We start from the raw sequence: 17195 nt of genomic DNA on the forward strand, positions 1-17195 counted from the left end.
TGAAATGTGTTCAGGATTGCAAGCTGGCTCATCTTCATTAAAACTGAATAAAGGCAAAATAAAGACAACATGAAAACCTATGCCATTCGCCGTCTCACCCACCGGGATATCCAACGCCAGTACTTTGCCGTGACCGAAAACGGCATTGATATCGCGTTCACGGACAGCCCGGAGAAAGCCCAGCGCCTGATGCTCGCCCTGCATTCCCTTGCTGAGGGAAACATGGCGCTGAGGGTAGCCAAACCCGCCTAAGGCCCTGTCGCGCTCGGCGCGGCAGCCAGCCACCATGAAAAACAGCCACCATAAAAAAGGCGCGGCATTTACGCCGCGCCTTTTTTATGGTGCGCTCGACAGGAATCGAACCTGTGGCCTAGGGCTTAGGAGACTCAAGCGCACACCTTTTACCCTGTCCCGATACTTCCCGAGTAGTCGTTAAAACCCGGCAAACCAGAGGCCGTTCAGGCCTGGACAGCAGGCAATTTCCCACTTTGGGATACTTCTTCCCGGCTTCTCTACCCAGCATCTGCCCATGCGGGGAGAAGCTCGTCGTTGCTCAGGTGAGCAACGACAGGGCACAGTGTAAGGGTGACGGAAGAAGTGTTGGCAACTCCAAGAGAAGACTCCGCAGAGACGGAACCGACGATTCAATCGGTTCATACGAGGAGGAGACGCTTCCCGTGGCTCTGGGCGGGTTTTAAGGCGCTGGTTGTTACTGGAGTTTTAGTTGGACGCTTGCTCTTGCTGGCATATTTGCTTGTGCCGCCATTCGTCCTTTATGGAGCTTTGGCAGCTGCAATCTTATTTGTGGGTTCTCCACCCAAAGTTCCCGATCAGAGCCCTCTGGCGCTGGTTCAGGGCGGGGCAACCTTCTTCGCGGTGCTGGCAGCGTTTTTGATCTTCCTGACAACCACCTGCCTCAACTTCGCCAGGGCAGACTTACGCCGAAAGCGAGACCAACTGAACTTCAAACGAGCAGCTGCCTTTTTCCTGTGGTCAGCTATGTGTACTGCTGCTGCCCTGGTGATCGGTTTGGCATGGCTGCTCAACAAGACGTATGAAACCGACATGGCCCTCGGCGTCCTTTCGAGTAGCGGGGGACAAAAATTCGCATTGGCAGCATATGGATTTTGTGCCGCCGGAGCCTTTGGGACCTTCCTTTGCGGAGGAATTCTACTTGCGTTCACCCTCGAGCCTCACGCTGCTGCATTCTTGAAGCTCGGGCCTCCAGTTCCACCTGATAAAGGAGAGGCATGATGTACCATTTGCGGAAACTGGTGCCCGACAGCTACGAGCGGGCGATCGACACCGACAGTGTCGGCATGAGCCCCGAGCATGCGCACCCTAACGCTGAGAGTACCGTTAGACAGCTACTTGCGTGAAGGAGGACATGTTTAGGTTCTGCTTTGATTGGTGCTAGACGCGAGTTTCTTTGTCTAAGCCATGCTCAAAAACCTAAGATTAGCCGATACCTAGGGAGACCATAGTTGGTCACTACTTGAGACTTTTGGTTGCTCCTCCCGCACCTAGAGTGAGTTTTGCTCCACCTAGACGGACCTTTTGGCACAGTGCCGACCATAAATGGCATGGTATGGATAGAGGTGAAACCTTAATCTACCCTTTATCTTAGGATTTTGCCAAGCCTGATGGAGATTGGGAAATCTTTCCAGGAGGGACCTAGAAAGCCTTTTTCTAGGTCCCTCCTACCTAGAAAGATTCAATACAAAAGTTTGCAGATAAAGTCTAACTAGAAAAAAGTTTTGTAGATGGTATCTACCTAGAAAAAATATGCTAAATTTTTTCTAGGTAGATAGAAATGTGATGAGTATTACAAAGGTGAAACATGACGTACGATCCAAACATAGCTTTTAACGTCCTGCCGGCGCTCCCACCTCCTGAAGAGGTCATAACCACAGAGGTCTACAGGCAACTCAACAGGGCTACTAGAGCGCTCGGCGAGCTCAAAGGCGCTGGTCGAGTAATCCCCGACCAATCAGTTTTGATCAGCATGATTGGACTTCAAGAAGCAAAATTATCATCCGAAATCGAAAACATCGTTACCACAAATGACGAGCTTTATCGCGCTTTCGCAGATGACGGAAACGCGGATCCAGCAACTAAAGAAGTCTTGCGGTATGGGCAAGCCCTATGGTATGCCTATGATCAAATTAAAATGGGCCGTCCTCTATGCACCAGCTTATTTGAGGAGATTGCTACTACTATTAAAATGGTGGACATAGGAGTTAGAAAATCTCCAGGTACTAAAATAATGAATAGCCTAAGGGAAATTATTTATACTCCCCCAGATGGAGAACCTTTAATTAGGGCTTTGTTATATGATTTAGAAAAGTTTATGAACGATGATTCTATATCAGAATTAGATCCTCTTATAAAAATGGCTATTACTCATTATCAATTCGAAGCGATACACCCTTTCTCCGATGGGAATGGAAGAACAGGGCGAATACTAAACATTATATATTTAATTGACAAGGGCCTCCTGGAGATACCCGTTCTTTACTTAAGCAAATACATTATTGAGAACAAAATGGACTATTATAGGGGCCTAAAAGCTGTTACTGAAGAAGGGAAATGGGAAGATTGGATTATATATATGCTAAAAGCTGTTGAGAGCACTTCTATAATTACTAAAAGCAAGATATATAGAATTGAAGAATTGATAAATGATACCGTGCAACAGGTAAAATCTCAAAGTAATTCAATATATAGTAAGGATCTCATAGAGGTTATATTTCGTCGTCCGGTTTTCAAGATCAAATTTGTTGAGGAGAGTTTAAGCGTTAGCAGACCAACAGCACTCAAGTATCTCCAAACTTTGGTAGGCAATAACGTTTTGATGGAATTCACTCATGGTAAAAACAAGTATTACGCAAATAGCAATTTTATAGATCTGCTTTCTGAGTAGTCTATCATGATAAGAGGTATGCAATATTACAAAGTTTATATATAGATTCCTAGCCATCTCTACCTAAGTTGCAGCGAAATTATTTTCGGACCATGAATAATTGCTGAAAACAAGGGATAACCATCCCATGGCCAGCGTTGCGCCTCACCGGCTTCCGTAACGCAAAAAACACCCCCGCCCGGTCACATGGACCAGAGCGGGGGTGCCCTTTACAACTTGCGTTTTGCGGGGTCAAGCAGGCGACCGGTCGCCTCGTCCAGCAAGGTGAAACCGAACCCATCCGGTGCGTTCGTCATGCGGCGCAGCTCCGCCTCCGCCTGATCAGCGAGGGCATTGAGGCGGGCTTTCTCCTGGCGCGTGAGTTCGACCGGGTGCGCGATCCTCTCGGGATCCAGCCGCGTGGCTTCCTGGTACTCGCGCTGCTTCTGGCCGGTGGGATCGAAGCTCCGGATAATCTGACCCCACACGGCCTCGCTTACTTTCCCTGGACGCCCGCGGTGGTGCTGTCCTTGAGCCTGGCGTAATCACCAAAGCCTTTGAGGATGGCCAGCACCGCTGCTATGGCAAGGGCACCTGGTGCTCCCTGCAGGGCCCCAGTGGCCACGCCAACCACGAGGGTGATCAGCACAATGATGACGGTATGTACCGCACGGGTCAGCACCCCTTCAGTGTTAAAGAGGCGTTTGCTGAGCGCAGTGAGGGGAGAGCCGATGGCGTTCATGACGAGCGCAACGAGTGGCGTGACGAGCACGAGAAGCTCAGCAGACAACTGGTAGCCGGCGACGTCGGGCGCCACGACGGAAGCCTGCGCCATGCTCAGCACGAGCAGCGTCAGGACAGCGAAGATCGGAAACAGCAGGCCGAGGGCGATGGTACGCGCATTCAGTTTCATGGTGGCCTCCAGGGCACAAGAAAGCGACATGGCAGGTTTCCTGCCATGTCTGTTCGGATTGACGGGCGCCGAGGCGCGATGGACCGAGGTCAGGCTTTGCTGGTCGTGGGTGGCCACTTGCTGCCCACGACCACGTCGCACTTCACACCCTGCCGGGCCGCCCAGAACTTCACGCTCTGGTTCTGCTTCGGTCCGTTCACGCCGGCGAGCTGCAGGTGCGGCTGCTCGAAACTCAGCGTCTCCAGGCCGTAGTCACTGGGCGGTACGGCCTTGTACAGCGCCGCGTACCCGTTCCAGTTGGCGGTGCCGTTCGAATGCAGGGGCACCAGGTCGCACGCCATGCCGTAACGGTGCGCGCTGTCGAGGGTGTACGTCAGGATCCGCCCGATCGGCGCGACGGTGCGGCCGCACGCGTACAGGTAACGCTGGCGCTCTAGGGTCCGGAAGGTCTCGTAGACCAGCACCGTAAATCCCGCTTTTTTCGCCGCGGCGAGCCAGCGCTCCAGCGGCGCGCGAAAGAGTGGGTTGAGGTCGTCAAGGTTGCGGTTTTGCTTCGGTTCCTTCATGGCTTTCCTCCGTTCTTGCTGTTCTCAGCAGCTGGTTGGCTTGCGCCTGGTTCTCGAACTCCAGTTCGTCGAGGCGGCGCCAGGCGATCCGCAGGTCACGCTTGAGCGACTCGCTCTCGGCGCTGTAGCGCAGGTTCTCGCCAGTGAGGTTGCCGACCGTCGCGCGCAGCTCCGCGTTCTCAGTGAGCAGGCGGGTGTTCTCCTCGTGCAGGTGCTTGTTGCGTTCGCCGAGCGCGGCCAGCTCGCCCCGCACGGTGGCGAGCTCACTGCGCACTTCACTGACTTCCTGACCGAGGTTGATGCGCTCCTGGCGTTCCTCACCCAGCTGCTTCTGCAGGGTGGTCAGCAGCCACTGCCCACCGGACTGGCCGAGCTCTTCGGTCTTCTGCCGGCGGTTGTTCCACGCGATGATCAGGTCAGCGAGGAGTTTGATGATCGCGATGATGACCGCGGGTGGTCCAAAAATCTCGAAGGCACGATCGAGGGTCACGGTGCCCCCACGAGCGGAGATGGATTTGTGTGCATGGTGCTCCTTCCGCCGTGGCGGGCAATGAAAAACCCCCGCGCTCGGCGGGGGCTCATGGGTTGGCAAGGTGCTACTTTTTGGTGTTGTATGGCTGGCCGTTGAGCCAGACTTCCCACTTCTCGGCATCGCCAAGGTCAGTGAATCGTTGCCGGACCACGACATTCTGATTGTCCTTGGAGAACGACACGAACTGGACGTGGAAGCTCACCCAATCATTGGCGTCCATGCCCTTTACCGTCGATTTCAGAGCGGTCGTCAGGCCCTTGATCTGCGCATAGATGGAAGGGAACTCCTTATCAAAATCGCCGATTTTGGAGTCAGTGGCCGAGAAGCCATACCCAGGCAGGTACATGAACTGCTCGAAGTCTGTCTTCGCGCCGGCATCGATGGCCGACAGAAGGACTTTCGTGGACTCGGCGGCAAGCTTCGTGTCGGCGGCAGCAGCAACTGAGGACAGAAGCACTGCGGTGAGAACCATGAGTTTGGTCATACAGCCGTAGCGTAGCGGATCAACAGAGGGTCAGTAGTCGAATTCGCCGACCGTGTTTGCAGGCATCACCCAAAGCAGAGGCTCGAACGCGGCACTCCCTGGAATGATGGCGCCGCTCTGATCGGTCTGGTACTGGCCGCTGTATGTCGCCACCCTCAGCTTGAACAGCTGCCCAGCGCGGTCCCGCCCAACCCAACGGGTCACCGGCGCCGAGCCTCGTATGGCTTCGCTTCCCAGCTCGATCACGGCTGGCGCTGCATTCCAGTCCAGGGCGGTCAGGTCGAGCGGAGCTCCCATTTTCGCTTCGTCGATCGCGAGGACGCCGCCCGGCACATGCAGCCGGTACGAATCGCCCTGCTGCGCGTGCCCGTCCGGGAAATTCGGACTCTCCAGCCACACGTCGGCCACGTCCTTCGTCGTCACCTCACCGGCGATCCGCACCGCCGAGGCGAGCGAGGGGTGCTCATCAGGCCGGTCCGTCAGTGTAAACGCCGGGTAGACCTTCAGCGTGGCCGTCTCTACAGGGGCGTCCGGCTCGACGGGTGTGGCCGTCAAAGTCGCGAGACCAGGAGCCGTCGCCATCACATCCGCAGACGCGTCCCCGGTTGAGTACAGTGACAGCTTGTCGCCAGGCTCAAAAGACACCCTGGCTTTCACTGCCTTGCCTTCGCTGTCCTGCACTGTCACGACGGCCGAGGCGCCCATCTGGACCGATACCCGAAAATCCCCGTAAGCGGCGCCGAACTCGTCCGCTGGCACTTCGACCGCTTGCGCGCCGACTGATTGACTGGTCATCCCTCCCCCTTTTACAACCCGGAGGGTCGTGGTGTACTTCGCCGGCTGAGGCGTTGGATCGACCACAACCGGACCTGAATCCGTGATGACCGGCGCCGCTGGCCCTGAGCATGCCGCCAAGATCAACGCCAGAACGCCCACCGAAAATGCTTTCCTCATCCTGCCTCCAGGGTTCCCTACGCACCCCACTGTAATTCGTTCCAGACTGCCTCAAGGCAGCAGGATCGGATCGAAAATGACTTCTGTCGCCACGGTGAACGTCGCGCCGTAATTGTTCGTGATCCACACCGCAGGCCCGTTGGTCGAGTCCGTCTTTCTCCACTGGGCCCCGGTCAGTTGCGTGCCGTCTGCCGTGGACAGCGTAAGGTTCGCCGCAGGCAGCGTGCCCCACGAGTACCAGCGGGTGGTCGCTTCAATCACTCCCGTGAACGTGAAGCGAATCGCGACGGGCTCGGCGGCAACGAACGTGGAGGGTTGCGTGCTCGCCAGTGGCCCGACGAGCCCGATGGCCGCTCCACCACCACTTCCGCCGACGGACTGACCGGGAGTGTTGACCTTCAACCGTCCGGGTGCCACCTCAGCCCAAGGCAGCCACGTACCGGACGACGGGTTGAGCGAACGGTAGAACACCCGGGGTTGCCGGCCGGCCGTGGTGATCGTCACCGTGAACTGCTGCCAGGCGTTCGTCAGGCTCGCGTTCGTGTTGAAGGCGGCGTACGTCAGCAGCATGCCCGGCAGGGTGCCACCCGCCGGCATGCCGGCGTCGTTGCCCGCTGTCGAGTACATCATCATCGAGTACCCGGGTGGGATCTTCGTGGCACTCGTGGCCGTGTGGCTCGACAGCACCTCACCTGGCAGGAGTTCGCACACCACGTTCTCCTTGATCAGGTTCAGCACGCGGGCCGTGACGGCCTGCCCGCCACTGAAGTCGGGGACCAGCTTATTTCTCGGCATTCACTCCCCCTTACCCGGCCGTGAGGTTGATGACCCACTCAACCGTGCACGCCAGCAGATTGGTCTTTTGAAAAGCGGCGACGTTCGCGGTCGCCAGCGTCGTGAAGGCGCCGGCCTGCCCGAGGTACAGACGCGCTCCGTTGATCGTCACGGGCTGCAGCGCGGGCTGCAGCGTCGAAATGTAGAGGATGTTCGTCACGCTGCCACCGACCGTGAACTGATCGGTCAGGTCCGCGCGGAACACCTCATTCGCGCCGCTGTGCACCCCGAGCTGGGTGATACCGTACTTCAAACCGCCGTTCAGCGGATCTGCCAGCAGCATCTGCGCGATGTACACCAGACCCAGACGCTCGATGGCGTTGTGATCGTCGTGCACCACGCGCGCCTGCTGGTAGGTGTCTCGGCTGTACGCGTACGCGGGGGGGTGTTCGAACACCCGCACGTGACCGGTCAGACCGAACGTAGCGTTCAGTTTCATGTCTCTCCTTCCAGCCACGCCTCGGAGGCGCGCGTGAATGCACTCGTGAACAGGCGCGCGCTGCCTCCGATCAACTCGAAGGTCAGCTCGTCCTGCAGGAACGCCAGAACTTCACCGAGCTCCTCGTACAGCGCTTCGGAGGCCCGGGTGAATTCGCTGAGGTACGCGGTATCGCGCTCGTCGAAGTCCAGTGAAGTCAGGCCGGTGAAGGTCGCGTCGGCCGCCCCGAGCACCTGCGAGCGGCCGACCTGCATGTAGCCCAACCGGCAGCGTGCCGCGCCGAGGGTGGCGGTCACGCTGTCGGTCATCAGCACGGTGTCCGAGAACAGCACCAAGCTCTCGACCGTCTCGTTGCCACCCCTGAGGGTTTTGGGACGCAGCAGGTCCGCCAGGGTGCGCTCCAGCTCGCGGGCCATCAGCCGACCACCTTGCTGCCCGTCACGAACCACTCGCGCAGGTAGACGCTCGCGCCTTGCATCAAGGTGGTGCTGTGCGTGAAGCCTCTGAGGCGCAGCTCGACGTTCTGCAGTAGAAACGTCGAGCTGACCCCCAGGCGGGGTACGTTCACACGCTGACGCAGACCGCTCGTGAGGCCCGGGCGGGTGGTTTTGTACTGGATGGTCATGGCGGGCGCCGCGAAGTACACCAGCTGCGCCTTGGCCACGGCGTTCGCTACCGGCCTCGAGGTGATCTGCTCATCGGTGACGGTGTGCTCCCACTCGCCGAACCGCGCAATGCTCGCTTCATCGCGCGCGCGCGTGATGATCTGCGTGAAGTACCGGTAGACCAGGCTCACCGTCGCGCCGGCCGCCGGGGTGGGCGTGCCCGCCTTCGCGGCGAGCACCACGCGGTTCTTGTAGTTCACCAGCCAGTCGACGGTGCCCACGTCGGCGACGCCTTCCTCACCCACGAGCTGGCCGACACCGTTGATCTTCATGATGAATGACCCTTCGGTGACTTCTCCGAGCGTCAGGGCGAACGAGCGTTGCACACCGTCTGCTTTGACGTCCTGAGTCACGAGGTCACTGTCCATCCGCGCACCCTTCACCGTGACGACATTCCGCACCTGCAGCACGTCCTCGGTGTAGAGCAGGTCGCTGTAGGGCGCGCTGGCCGCGAAGGGCGTGCTGGCCTCCTCGGTCAGCGCCCACGCTTCCGGCGCTTCCCCAGGTGCCCGGAAGACCACATCCCGGCTTGTCGACGTGCTGGAGACGAACCAGTCGAACCCGGCGAGGCGCGCGATGTCCTCGATGGCGTCAGCGGCATTGCGGTAGTTGATGGCGTACTTCTTCATGACCGGCCCGTCCTGCACGCCATTCGTCGTGAAGCCGTTGCCGACCTGCGCCACGATGTCGCGCACGATTGCGCCCGCAGTGACGTTCTCGTACGTCGCCGCGATCTGCTTGCGGGTCAGGAGCGTCTGGTTGTCATGCGCGGTGACGGGCACGATCACCTCGCCGGTGTTCCCGACATTCTGCCGGGGGGCCTGAACGATCACGCCGGCGAAGATGACCTCGGTGTCCTCCCGGAACACCACCGTCTGAGGTGGTGAAGGAATCAAGGGGAGCTGCGACGCCGCCAGGCGCATCGTGAAGTTGAAGGTGTCGACCTGGCTGGTGAGGTTGTACGCCACCACGACCGACGCCCATTCCACCTGCGCAGCGCGATCGACGCCGTTGATCTCAATAAAGAGCGCCACAGTTCACCTCAGGGCCGGCAGGTCGGCCCGCACGAGTTCACGCGTGCCTTGATAGATGCGCTGACCGACCTGCTGCGCGATGGTGCGGCCGTCCAGAATGACTTGCACGATGACCGACTCGCCACCTCCGCCGAGGCTCACCTCACCGTCGCGCAGGCCTTGCGCGAAGTTTTTGGGGATGATCATTTCGCCATCGTGAATCTGCGCCAGCTGGTCGCCTTTCACGTAGGTGGTTCCGACGTCGAAGCTGTTCACCAGCATCTTGGCGCCCTCGAACGCCAGGAAGGCCGCTCCGGCCGCAGCGACCATGCCCGGGATGGCCAGCAGGCTCGCCCCGAACGTCGCGGGAGCCTGCATGATCGCCACGGCGATCCCGGCCACCTGCTGCGCGATGATCTGCGCCTCGAGGCCGGTGAGCATCTGCAGCAGGAACTCCTTGAACGCCCCACCGAAATTCGAGAAGCCCTCTTGCGCCTGACCCCCGAGGAACTCGGCGAACTGCCCGGCGACCTGCATGCCCACGGCAGCCCAGCCAGTCATGCCTTGCGACCACTCGGTGAACTTGCCTTTCAGGAACGAACCGAATTTCGTCCAGCCTCCCTCGGTTGAAGTGAACGCCGCGAGGGCCGCTTCAGCGAAGTCCTGCACCTGCTTCAGGATCGGCCCGGCGCCTTCGCCGACCGCGGCTTTCACGGCCACCATTCCGAGCGTCATGATCGCGCCCCAGCGGCTTTTGTTCCCGTCGTGCTGGGTGGACCGGAAGGCGGTCAGGACGTCCATCCCGGCTTTCATGACACTGGAGAGCGTGCTGTCCTTCTCGCTCTCGATGCCCCGCGTCAGACCTTCCATCAGCCAGCCGCCCATCTCGGCCGTCGCGCGAGACGGCGACTTCATCTTGAAGGTGTCCTTGAACCACGTCAGGACGTCCCCGCCGATGCCGACGACTTTCTTGCGGGTGTCTTCGTACTTCGCACTCAGGCCCATCATCAAGCCACCCAGCAGGTCGCTCCCGACGGTCTTCATGCGCGTCACCCACAAGTCGAAGCCTGCCTGCAGGTCACTCCAGCGGTTCGTCGCCCATGGCACGATGCCCTTGGTGCCGGTGATCGCCTCACTCCAGCTGGCTTTGGTCAGTTCCCACCACGCGGCGCCGGCATCCTTGATCTTCGACCCGAAAATCTTGCCGTCGATCCACAGGTTGCTGAGGGTCGTGACGGTGTCCGTGCTCCAACTGGTGACGAACTCCTTGACCGACTCGAGGGCCGGGAAGAGTTTGCGCATCAGCAGGTCGCTGCCTGCCTGGCCGACCTTGCCCGCGAGGACCTTGCCGTCCGTCCAGAGGTTCGCGAGGCTGGTGCCGACGTCGCGCGCCCAACTGGTCAGGAACTCGTTGGCGCCTTCGACCGTGGGCAGCAGTTTGGTGAGCAGGAAGTCGACTGAAGCGGCTTTGAGTTTGCCGCTGAAGATTTTGCCGTCCACCCAGAGGTTGCTGAGGGTCGTGGCGACGGTGTCACCCCAGCCCTGCAGGAACGTGCCGGCTTCGTTGAGCGAGGGCAGCAGCTTCTCCCACAGACCTTTGACCATCTTCTCGTTCTTGTCGAGCAGCGCGGTCAGGCTGTACTTGCTGAAAAAGCCCTTGATGGCCGGGGTGGCGACGTCATTCCACCACCAGATGATCGCCTCGTTCACCTCGTCCCGGTCCGCGCCGATCAAGGTGGACACCAGGCCATTCTTCATGTCCAGCAGGCCCTTGCCGACCTTGCTCCAGTCGGTCTGCGTGAAGCCGACCAGCGCGTCCATGATGCCCGTCGCGGCCTTCTTGACGCCTTCCCACTGGTTGCTTTTGCTGATGTCGGCCAGGAACTTGTTCCAGCTCTTGGTGATGTCTCCCTCGACGGACGCGCGGGTGACGTCCGCTGCACTTTTGACGCTGCCTTCGTACCCTTGCAGGGCCTGCTTGATGCGTTGAATCGCGTCGCCCGTGTAGCCCGCCGCGGCCTGCATGATCGGGCCGACCTCTTCACCGAACAGCACGCCCAGGGCCTGCTGTTCTTCTGCGGTGATTTTGTTGTCCGCCATGGCATTTTTCAGGCTGAGCATCATCAGCTCACCCGTGAGGATCGCGTCATTCTGCACGGTCTCCCGGTTGATGCCGAGGATCCCGAACATGTCGAGCAGCCCTTCGTCCGGATCCTCGCCTTTTTTGAAGGCGTTGCGGATGTCCCCCACGGCCTGGGAGAAGGTAATCAGGGCGTCCTTGGCCACCTCGGCATCACCGGCGTAGTAAGCGATCTGCCCCAGGAACGAGAGGCCATCGTCGAAGTCCTGGAAGGCGGTTTTCAGCAGGGGTGCGGCCTCGGCCATGGCGGCCGCCAGGCCTCCCGGGTCCACACCGATGGCGCGCGCGACCGCGTAGATTTTGTCGCCTGATTCACGCAGGGCCTCCAGCGTGTCCCGGTCCTTGAAGTACACCAGGATCAACCGGCGGAAATTCTTGCCGGCCTCCTCGATCGCCTGGCCCGTCGCGGCTTTCCAGTCGATCAGGTAGGTGGCGATGCCTTCTTTGTTTTTGGGGTTGAAGATCAAAAAGTCCGTGGCAACCGACTTCAAAGCCGCGCTGACGTCGGACATGCTGGCGCCCGTCGCGGCCGCCAGGTCCTTGAGCTGCCCGGCAATTTCAGGCAGTGAATCTTTCGTGGCGCCACTGATCCCACCGAGCTCCGCGGCGGCCTGCTGCACCTCGCGCTCCAGCGCGATGAGTTGCGCTCCGACCAGCAGCGCCGCGCCACCCAGGCCGAACAGGGCTGCGCGGGCGATGTTCGCCCCGGCCGCCAGGGCGCCCTGCATGCTCCGCCCGGCATTGTTCACCTGCTTCTCGCTCTTCTGCGCGTTGTTCCCTGCTTGCTGCATGACCTTGGACGCTTCGTCCCGGGCCCGCATGATGATTTCGATGATGCTCTCTGCAGCCATGGGGTCTCCTCAAAGGTCCGGCAGGTTGTCACCCGTGCCGCGTTTGCCACGCACACGGGAGCGGTTCAGCGCCGCGCGTGCATTCGGGTTGTTCGCAGTGCGCGCCTCCGCTTCGTGCTTCCAGAAGCGCGTCAGCACGGCGTAATCGAAGCCGACGTGCCAGCCGGTGCGTTCGGTCAGCGCGGCCTGGCCGAACAGCACCACGGTCGGCAGGGTGCCGCAGGCGGTCGCCATGCGGCCGATGACCAGCGCCAGGTCACTGGTCAGGAAATCGCGCGGTGTCTGCCGCCTCCACGGCAGGCTGGCCAATCTTCTTGATTTCCACTTCGAGCTCTTTGGCGAGCTCCAGCGGAATCAGGTCGACGTTGATCTCACCGTCCTGCAGCTGGTGTGCGGGCTTGCTGACAAAAGTGAAATACACCGATTCCCCGGTAGGCAGCACTTCGCCGATCAAGCCGGCCTTGAGGGTGGCGGGGCGCATGTTCATGCCCATCTCCACGATCTTCGCGGCCTGCTCCGGGTTGCTCGCGAGCAGCTGCTCCATGTAGACCTTCTCGTCGACGCCCGCGGGCGCTTCGCTGCGCAGCAGGTCCGGCAGGGCGCCCTGCGCGACGATCAGCGTCGTGCTGTTGACCATCTGCAGGATGTACATCGCGCCATCGGAGGCCTGGAAGATTTTGGTGGCGGTCGCTTGGATTCGTTTGGTTAAGCTCATGGCTCCCTCGGGAAGACAGGGCAGCCGAAGCTGCCCTGCTGGTGTTCAGAGTGGTGGGCGTTCAGTTGAAGCTGGCGACGGAGTTGACCAGCTGAGCCTGGAAGGCACGGGAAGTACCCGTGTCGTACTGCGCTTCGCCGCTGTAGCTCAGCGTGATGCGCCCGTCCCCTCCGATGGCAACGCCGGCATCCGTGATCAGCGCTTTGGGGACGCTGAAGGTCAGGGTGTGCGCGCCTTGCGTGTGCACGATCGACCAGGCTTCCTGCGTGAAGTTCTTGAACGCGGTGTAAAGCGCCAGGGACTGGAAGTCCGCCGCACCGCCGATGGTGATGGTGCGCGCGCCGCTGAACGCCACGCGGCTGATGGTGTTGCCCGTGCCGATGAGCTTCACGCCCTCGAGGCTGTTGGTGATGCTGAGGTTGTAGTCCTGAATCGTCGCGTCCGAGCCGCCACCGCGTGACAGGGCGCAGTTGGTGTTGAAGGGCGTCGATGTCGGTAGGGTTACGGTGGGCGCGGCGACACTCGCGGCGTCCTTACCGATCCACTGACTGTCGAACATCAGCAGTCCGTTCGCGGCGTACTTGAAGCTCAAGCTCTGGCAGACCATGCCGCTGTACTGCACGACCTGCCCGGCGAGGCTCGACGCGCTCGGCCGCACCACCGTGAAGGTGTACGAAGGCAAGGCGGACAGGGCACTCCACGCGCTCTGTGTGGGGTTGAAGGTGTGCGTGTACGGGCCGACACCCGTGACGGTCGGGATGCCCAGCACGGCGCGCAGCAGGTGGCCGATCTGGTCGGGCAGCACCACGCCGGACAGCGAACCGCTGACCATCAGGGTGCCGGCGTACTTGGGACTCTGATCGAGGATCCCGCGGATCTGCAGTTCAGAGAGCGCTTCGGGGCCGTCCTTGAAGCCTTCGGACGCGAAGGGAATGAAGATGGTAGGAGCGACGGCCGTGCCCCAGGTGACTTCCCGGGCCAGGCCGACGGAACCGAGGGCGCCGACGTTCATTGCTCACCGCTTTCCGTGGGGATTCCGGCGGTTTCGGGGCTTGTTTCCACCGAAAACCGTTGCGATTGTGGCGTGACGGCTTCTTCGGTCCATGCGAAGTTGGCGTTCGTGAACTCGCCCGCTTCAGTCGTGAGACCCTCGGGCAGCTCCTCGCGGGCGTACACCGTGCCCGGCTGAAGTACTCCCACGCCGGGCAGGTGCGCTTCAGCCTCACCGGCGAAGCGGACGTTTTTTGGTTTCTGTTTGGCCACGTGGGCCCCCTTTACAGCACCTGCTCAAGCAGGGTGATTTCAAACGAGAGTTGCCGGCAGTCGCTGTACGCGCTCCCGGTTGGACTGGGTACCGGCGAGACCGGCAGCTTGATGACCGGCTGACGCGTCAGGCCACCCAGGAACGGGTCACTGAGGACCGCGTCACGCACGTCATCCACGAGGTCCCACAGCACGCCACGCTCACGCACCTGAGCGCGCTGCAGCGTCACGAACAAGCGAACCTGCACTTTGCGTTCCCGCAGGCCCATCCCGGGCGCCGAGGTGTCATCTGCGGTGGTTCCCGCGTTGACGTGCAGTGCCGGGAAGTCCTCGCAGAAGGGAAACTCGGCGGTGGTGATATCGGCGAACTTCGCGCCCAGCTTGCCGCGCAGGTACGCCTCCAGGGCCGCGAGGGTCGTGCTGATCCGCTGGGTGCTCACCGGACACTCCCGGCGAGGCGTTGCACTTCCTGCCGGTGACGCACGACGGCGTCACTGATGAAGCGGTTCGTCAAGGCGTCCAGCCCGGTGCTCGCTTCGTCCGTGATGTACATCGCCTGCCGACTGCCTCCTTCACCGGCGCCGGCGTACCGGGGGTACACGCGCGAACTGCCGAACCGCACGGAAGCTTCGGTCTGACCGATCAGGTACACCTCGATGGTGTGCTCGCTGCCCGTCGTGAGGTCCGACGCGAACGCCCCCGTGAGTTGCAGGATGTCCGTCGGGTGGGGTGAGGTTTGCTTGCGGGCAGACGCGAGGTACTGGTCGCTCAGGTCTCGCCAGGCGGGGTGGCCACCCGTGCCGTTCTTCCCGTTCGCGTGCGCCCGGAAGATCTCCGGTTGCGCGACTTCCCGGTAGTACTTCACCCAGGATTCCAGCAGCGGCTGCAGGTCCGAGACATCCCGCCCGACCGCCTGCAGGAAATCGCGCGCCTGGCGGGACTGGAAGTTGTAGCTGGAATTGAACACTCAGCCCTCCCCTTCCCCGGTACTCGCATCGAACGGCGCGCCCGTGGCGGGATCGTTGTACACGCCGAACAGGCCTTCACGCTGGTGCCGGAGGCCCGGCCGGGCCTTGCGTCTCGACTTGCCACTCGGCTGCACGCGCACCAGCAGATCCGGCAGGGCGGTGATACCGTACGCGGGCAGGTCCTCGACTGCGGCGATCAGCGAGGGACCCTTCACGAGGCTCGCCAGCTGCACGCGCGCGCTCACCCGGTACGTCTCGGCGGCCGAGCGGTCCTCTTGAGGCTGAATGCCGCGAGCGGGATCCAGCAGGAACGCACCGGCGAGCATCATCACGATCGGCCCGAGGGCCGTCTCGACCGGGTCAGCGATCGGCGCGCCGTTCAGGAGCGGTGCGGTGATCACGCCAGCCACGTCGCGCGTGACGCGGGGAAGCTTGTAGAGGGTGGCCAGCGCGCCGCGCACTTCGTTGCCGGCCGTTTTGAGGTGCTCCTGGTAGCGGGCTTTCTGTTTGGCGGTGAGGCTGTCGTAATCCTGCTCCAGGTACGTCGCGAGGGCTTGCGCGCTGACCAGCATGGCTTACTCCTGGTTCGCCAGGAGCTTCGCGGCCGCGTCGACCACCTTGGCCGCCGAGGCTTCGTCGAGCCCGGCCTCGACCAGGTCCTCGGGGGTCTTGCCCTCCAGCTGCTCGAGCAGGGGAAAGCCCGCTTCGATCACCTTGGAGCGTGCGACGAAGTTCGACGGCAAGTCGCTCTTGACCTTGCTGAGCACCTTACCTTCGCCGACGAGGGCGCTCTCTTCCTCTTTGGAGAGGTCGAGCGACACGATCTGCCCGGGCTGAACGTCCGTGCCGTTGATGCTGAGCAGCCACGCTGCCAGAAAAAGCTGTTTGGCCATGTTGGTGCCCTCCTGTAGGGCGAGAAGGAAACAATGAAAAGCCCTGAGGGGGAGTGTCCACCCCCTCAGGAGAGAAGCCTCAGGTTGGAATCAGGCGACAGCGTTCTCGAAGAAAAAGCCGGCATCCGAGGCGATGACCTTCACGTCCTCGTTCCAGCCGTCCTTCACGTAGACGCTGCCCTTCACGCCTTTCTTGCCGTCGAAGTCACGCACGATGTTCGACTGGCTCTCGCTGAAGGTGACCGCCAGGCTGACGTCATTCAGGCCAGGGTTGGCGATCACGCGGGCGAGCAGGGCGTGCTTGCCCCACGCGCGCGCCAGGGTGGCCGCGGCACCCGGGTTGGCGGTGTTGACGCGCGCCCGGCCTACCACGACCTCCTCGAGCTCCAGCACCTCAGCGAGCTGCGCCAGGGTAGTCAGCGTGCCGCCCGCCTGGGCGTTGCCGCCCATGGGGAAGATCGCCGCGGCCACTTTCGGGTGACGACGCAGGATCTTCCACACGTCAGCGCCGATGGCCAGCAGGGTGGGACGCACGATCATGTTCTCGATCTCGTTGGTGAGGTCGCCGATCGGGTCGCTGTTGACGAAGTCACTCCACTGGCTGGTGCCGGCCAGGGTGCGCTTGTTGCCCGCCAGGTAGGCGGTAGCGACGAACAGACGGTCCGCCACGCGTTTCTCGTGACGGTTCTCCAGCTGCTGCTTGATGCTCTCGACCGCATCGAGCTCAGGCTTGATGGGATCGTCCGCCTCGTCGACAGCTTCCTGAGGGACCCAGGCGCCGAGGGCGTGATCTTTCACGCTGTAGTTGTCCTCGGAGGTCTTCAGGGTGATCTCGTTGGCGTCCGCGTTGGGCGCCGTGGTGTCATCCGACTGCTCGAAGGCGGTGGCCTTGTCGAAGATGGTGTACTTGTCACTGCGCTTTTTGACCTGTTTCAGGGGCGCGAGTTTGCGCCAGATCGCCTCGGCGTTGACGTACTTGACGCTGAAGTCAGTGAGGGTTTGTTTGGTATGGACGTCATTGGGGTTGAACGAGTTGCCAGCCACGATGGGCTCCTTTCGCGAG

The 17195-nt window shown here is 61.1% G+C and carries 23 protein-coding genes; 3 read left to right on the forward strand and 20 right to left on the reverse strand.

Translation table 11 applies throughout. The features are described 5' to 3' along the window. Positions 1-69 precede the first annotated feature (69 nt). The 3 genes from DEIPE_RS06975 to DEIPE_RS22975 all read left to right on the forward strand — a co-directional run bounded on the left by DEIPE_RS06975 (position 70) and on the right by DEIPE_RS22975 (position 2923). Complete coding sequence (locus DEIPE_RS06975) at positions 70-252, forward strand: hypothetical protein (protein ID WP_015235275.1); 183 nt, start codon at positions 70-72, stop codon at positions 250-252. Positions 253-585: 333 nt separating this feature from the next. Continuing rightward, positions 586-1254: a hypothetical protein gene (locus DEIPE_RS06980; protein WP_157448793.1), complete on the forward strand. Its 669-nt coding sequence runs from the start codon at positions 586-588 to the stop codon at positions 1252-1254. Positions 1255-1840: 586 nt separating this feature from the next. Then, positions 1841-2923 carry a Fic family protein gene (locus tag DEIPE_RS22975; protein WP_015235277.1) on the forward strand — a complete coding sequence of 361 codons (1083 nt, stop codon included), beginning with the start codon at positions 1841-1843 and terminating at the stop codon, positions 2921-2923. Between the two features lie 209 nt (positions 2924-3132). Here DEIPE_RS22975 and DEIPE_RS06985 read toward each other — a convergent pair whose 3' ends face one another. The 20 genes from DEIPE_RS06985 to DEIPE_RS07080 form a co-directional block, all read right to left on the reverse strand. Next, a complete protein-coding gene (locus DEIPE_RS06985; RefSeq protein WP_015235278.1) occupies positions 3133-3390 on the reverse strand; it encodes a hypothetical protein in 258 nt (85 codons plus the stop codon). A gap of 8 nt (positions 3391-3398) precedes the next feature. Then, positions 3399-3815 carry a hypothetical protein gene (locus DEIPE_RS06990; protein ID WP_015235279.1) on the reverse strand — a complete coding sequence of 139 codons (417 nt, stop codon included), beginning with the start codon at positions 3813-3815 and terminating at the stop codon, positions 3399-3401. 89 nt (positions 3816-3904) lie between these two features. Then, positions 3905-4381: a M15 family metallopeptidase gene (locus DEIPE_RS06995; RefSeq protein ID WP_015235280.1), complete on the reverse strand. Its 477-nt coding sequence runs from the start codon at positions 4379-4381 to the stop codon at positions 3905-3907. Continuing rightward, positions 4350-4871 (reverse strand): hypothetical protein, encoded by a 522-nt coding sequence (locus DEIPE_RS07000; protein WP_015235281.1) that lies wholly within the window; start codon positions 4869-4871, stop codon positions 4350-4352. Before DEIPE_RS07000 ends, DEIPE_RS06995 begins: the two co-directional genes overlap by 32 nt. 106 nt (positions 4872-4977) lie before the next feature. Beyond that, positions 4978-5397 (reverse strand): hypothetical protein, encoded by a 420-nt coding sequence (locus tag DEIPE_RS07005; protein WP_015235282.1) that lies wholly within the window; start codon positions 5395-5397, stop codon positions 4978-4980. A 30-nt stretch (positions 5398-5427) separates the two neighbouring features. Further along, positions 5428-6192 carry a hypothetical protein gene (locus tag DEIPE_RS07010; protein ID WP_041230745.1) on the reverse strand — a complete coding sequence of 255 codons (765 nt, stop codon included), beginning with the start codon at positions 6190-6192 and terminating at the stop codon, positions 5428-5430. A 210-nt stretch (positions 6193-6402) separates the two neighbouring features. Beyond that, a complete protein-coding gene (locus DEIPE_RS07015; RefSeq protein WP_015235284.1) occupies positions 6403-7146 on the reverse strand; it encodes a hypothetical protein in 744 nt (247 codons plus the stop codon). 10 nt (positions 7147-7156) lie between these two features. Beyond that, positions 7157-7624 (reverse strand): hypothetical protein, encoded by a 468-nt coding sequence (locus tag DEIPE_RS07020; RefSeq protein WP_015235285.1) that lies wholly within the window; start codon positions 7622-7624, stop codon positions 7157-7159. Beyond that, a complete protein-coding gene (locus DEIPE_RS07025; RefSeq protein ID WP_015235286.1) occupies positions 7621-8040 on the reverse strand; it encodes a hypothetical protein in 420 nt (139 codons plus the stop codon). Before DEIPE_RS07025 ends, DEIPE_RS07020 begins: the two co-directional genes overlap by 4 nt. Beyond that, a complete protein-coding gene (locus DEIPE_RS07030) occupies positions 8040-9323 on the reverse strand; it encodes a hypothetical protein (protein ID WP_015235287.1) in 1284 nt (427 codons plus the stop codon). The genes DEIPE_RS07025 and DEIPE_RS07030 overlap by 1 nt, the downstream gene beginning before the upstream one ends. 3 nt (positions 9324-9326) lie before the next feature. Beyond that, a complete protein-coding gene (locus DEIPE_RS07035; protein WP_015235288.1) occupies positions 9327-12293 on the reverse strand; it encodes a phage tail protein in 2967 nt (988 codons plus the stop codon). 9 nt (positions 12294-12302) lie between these two features. After that, positions 12303-12602 carry a hypothetical protein gene (locus tag DEIPE_RS07040; protein ID WP_015235289.1) on the reverse strand — a complete coding sequence of 100 codons (300 nt, stop codon included), beginning with the start codon at positions 12600-12602 and terminating at the stop codon, positions 12303-12305. Beyond that, a complete protein-coding gene (locus DEIPE_RS07045) occupies positions 12550-13008 on the reverse strand; it encodes a hypothetical protein (protein ID WP_015235290.1) in 459 nt (152 codons plus the stop codon). Before DEIPE_RS07045 ends, DEIPE_RS07040 begins: the two co-directional genes overlap by 53 nt. A gap of 61 nt (positions 13009-13069) precedes the next feature. After that, positions 13070-14020, reverse strand: a complete 951-nt coding sequence (locus tag DEIPE_RS07050; RefSeq protein ID WP_015235291.1) for a phage tail tube protein — start codon at positions 14018-14020, stop codon at positions 13070-13072. After that, entirely contained in the window at positions 14017-14271 is a 255-nt protein-coding gene (locus DEIPE_RS07055) for a hypothetical protein (RefSeq protein WP_015235292.1), read from the reverse strand. The genes DEIPE_RS07050 and DEIPE_RS07055 overlap by 4 nt, the downstream gene beginning before the upstream one ends. An 11-nt stretch (positions 14272-14282) precedes the next feature. Continuing rightward, entirely contained in the window at positions 14283-14711 is a 429-nt protein-coding gene (locus DEIPE_RS07060; protein ID WP_015235293.1) for a hypothetical protein, read from the reverse strand. Beyond that, entirely contained in the window at positions 14708-15238 is a 531-nt protein-coding gene (locus DEIPE_RS07065; RefSeq protein WP_015235294.1) for a phage virion morphogenesis protein, read from the reverse strand. Before DEIPE_RS07065 ends, DEIPE_RS07060 begins: the two co-directional genes overlap by 4 nt. Further along, positions 15239-15811, reverse strand: a complete 573-nt coding sequence (locus tag DEIPE_RS07070; protein WP_015235295.1) for a hypothetical protein — start codon at positions 15809-15811, stop codon at positions 15239-15241. It lies immediately after the preceding gene. Positions 15812-15814: 3 nt separating this feature from the next. Then, the gene (locus DEIPE_RS07075; protein ID WP_015235296.1) at positions 15815-16132 is read right to left on the reverse strand and encodes a hypothetical protein; all 318 of its coding nucleotides are present in this window, start codon (positions 16130-16132) and stop codon (positions 15815-15817) included. Between the two features lie 90 nt (positions 16133-16222). Continuing rightward, on the reverse strand, positions 16223-17176 hold the full coding sequence (locus tag DEIPE_RS07080; protein WP_015235297.1) for a hypothetical protein: 954 nt from the start codon (positions 17174-17176) through the stop codon (positions 16223-16225). Positions 17177-17195: the final 19 nt, after the last annotated feature.

Source organism: Deinococcus peraridilitoris DSM 19664 (assembly GCF_000317835.1).
GTDB lineage: Bacteria > Deinococcota > Deinococci > Deinococcales > Deinococcaceae > Deinococcus_A > Deinococcus_A peraridilitoris.

Coding starts and splice junctions, on each gene's coding strand:
- DEIPE_RS06975 (WP_015235275.1), top strand. CDS start 70: ATGAAAACCTATGCCATTCGCCGTCTCACCCACCGGGATATCCAACGC.
- DEIPE_RS22975 (WP_015235277.1), top strand. CDS start 1,841: ATGACGTACGATCCAAACATAGCTTTTAACGTCCTGCCGGCGCTCCCA.
- DEIPE_RS06990 (WP_015235279.1), bottom strand. CDS start 3,815: ATGAAACTGAATGCGCGTACCATCGCCCTCGGCCTGCTGTTTCCGATC.
- DEIPE_RS06995 (WP_015235280.1), bottom strand. CDS start 4,381: ATGAAGGAACCGAAGCAAAACCGCAACCTTGACGACCTCAACCCACTC.
- DEIPE_RS07005 (WP_015235282.1), bottom strand. CDS start 5,397: ATGACCAAACTCATGGTTCTCACCGCAGTGCTTCTGTCCTCAGTTGCT.
- DEIPE_RS07010 (WP_041230745.1), bottom strand. CDS start 6,192: ATGACCAGTCAATCAGTCGGCGCGCAAGCGGTCGAAGTGCCAGCGGAC.
- DEIPE_RS07015 (WP_015235284.1), bottom strand. CDS start 7,146: ATGCCGAGAAATAAGCTGGTCCCCGACTTCAGTGGCGGGCAGGCCGTC.
- DEIPE_RS07020 (WP_015235285.1), bottom strand. CDS start 7,624: ATGAAACTGAACGCTACGTTCGGTCTGACCGGTCACGTGCGGGTGTTC.
- DEIPE_RS07025 (WP_015235286.1), bottom strand. CDS start 8,040: ATGGCCCGCGAGCTGGAGCGCACCCTGGCGGACCTGCTGCGTCCCAAA.
- DEIPE_RS07035 (WP_015235288.1), bottom strand. CDS start 12,293: ATGGCTGCAGAGAGCATCATCGAAATCATCATGCGGGCCCGGGACGAA.
- DEIPE_RS07045 (WP_015235290.1), bottom strand. CDS start 13,008: ATGAGCTTAACCAAACGAATCCAAGCGACCGCCACCAAAATCTTCCAG.
- DEIPE_RS07050 (WP_015235291.1), bottom strand. CDS start 14,020: ATGAACGTCGGCGCCCTCGGTTCCGTCGGCCTGGCCCGGGAAGTCACC.
- DEIPE_RS07070 (WP_015235295.1), bottom strand. CDS start 15,811: ATGCTGGTCAGCGCGCAAGCCCTCGCGACGTACCTGGAGCAGGATTAC.
- DEIPE_RS07075 (WP_015235296.1), bottom strand. CDS start 16,132: ATGGCCAAACAGCTTTTTCTGGCAGCGTGGCTGCTCAGCATCAACGGC.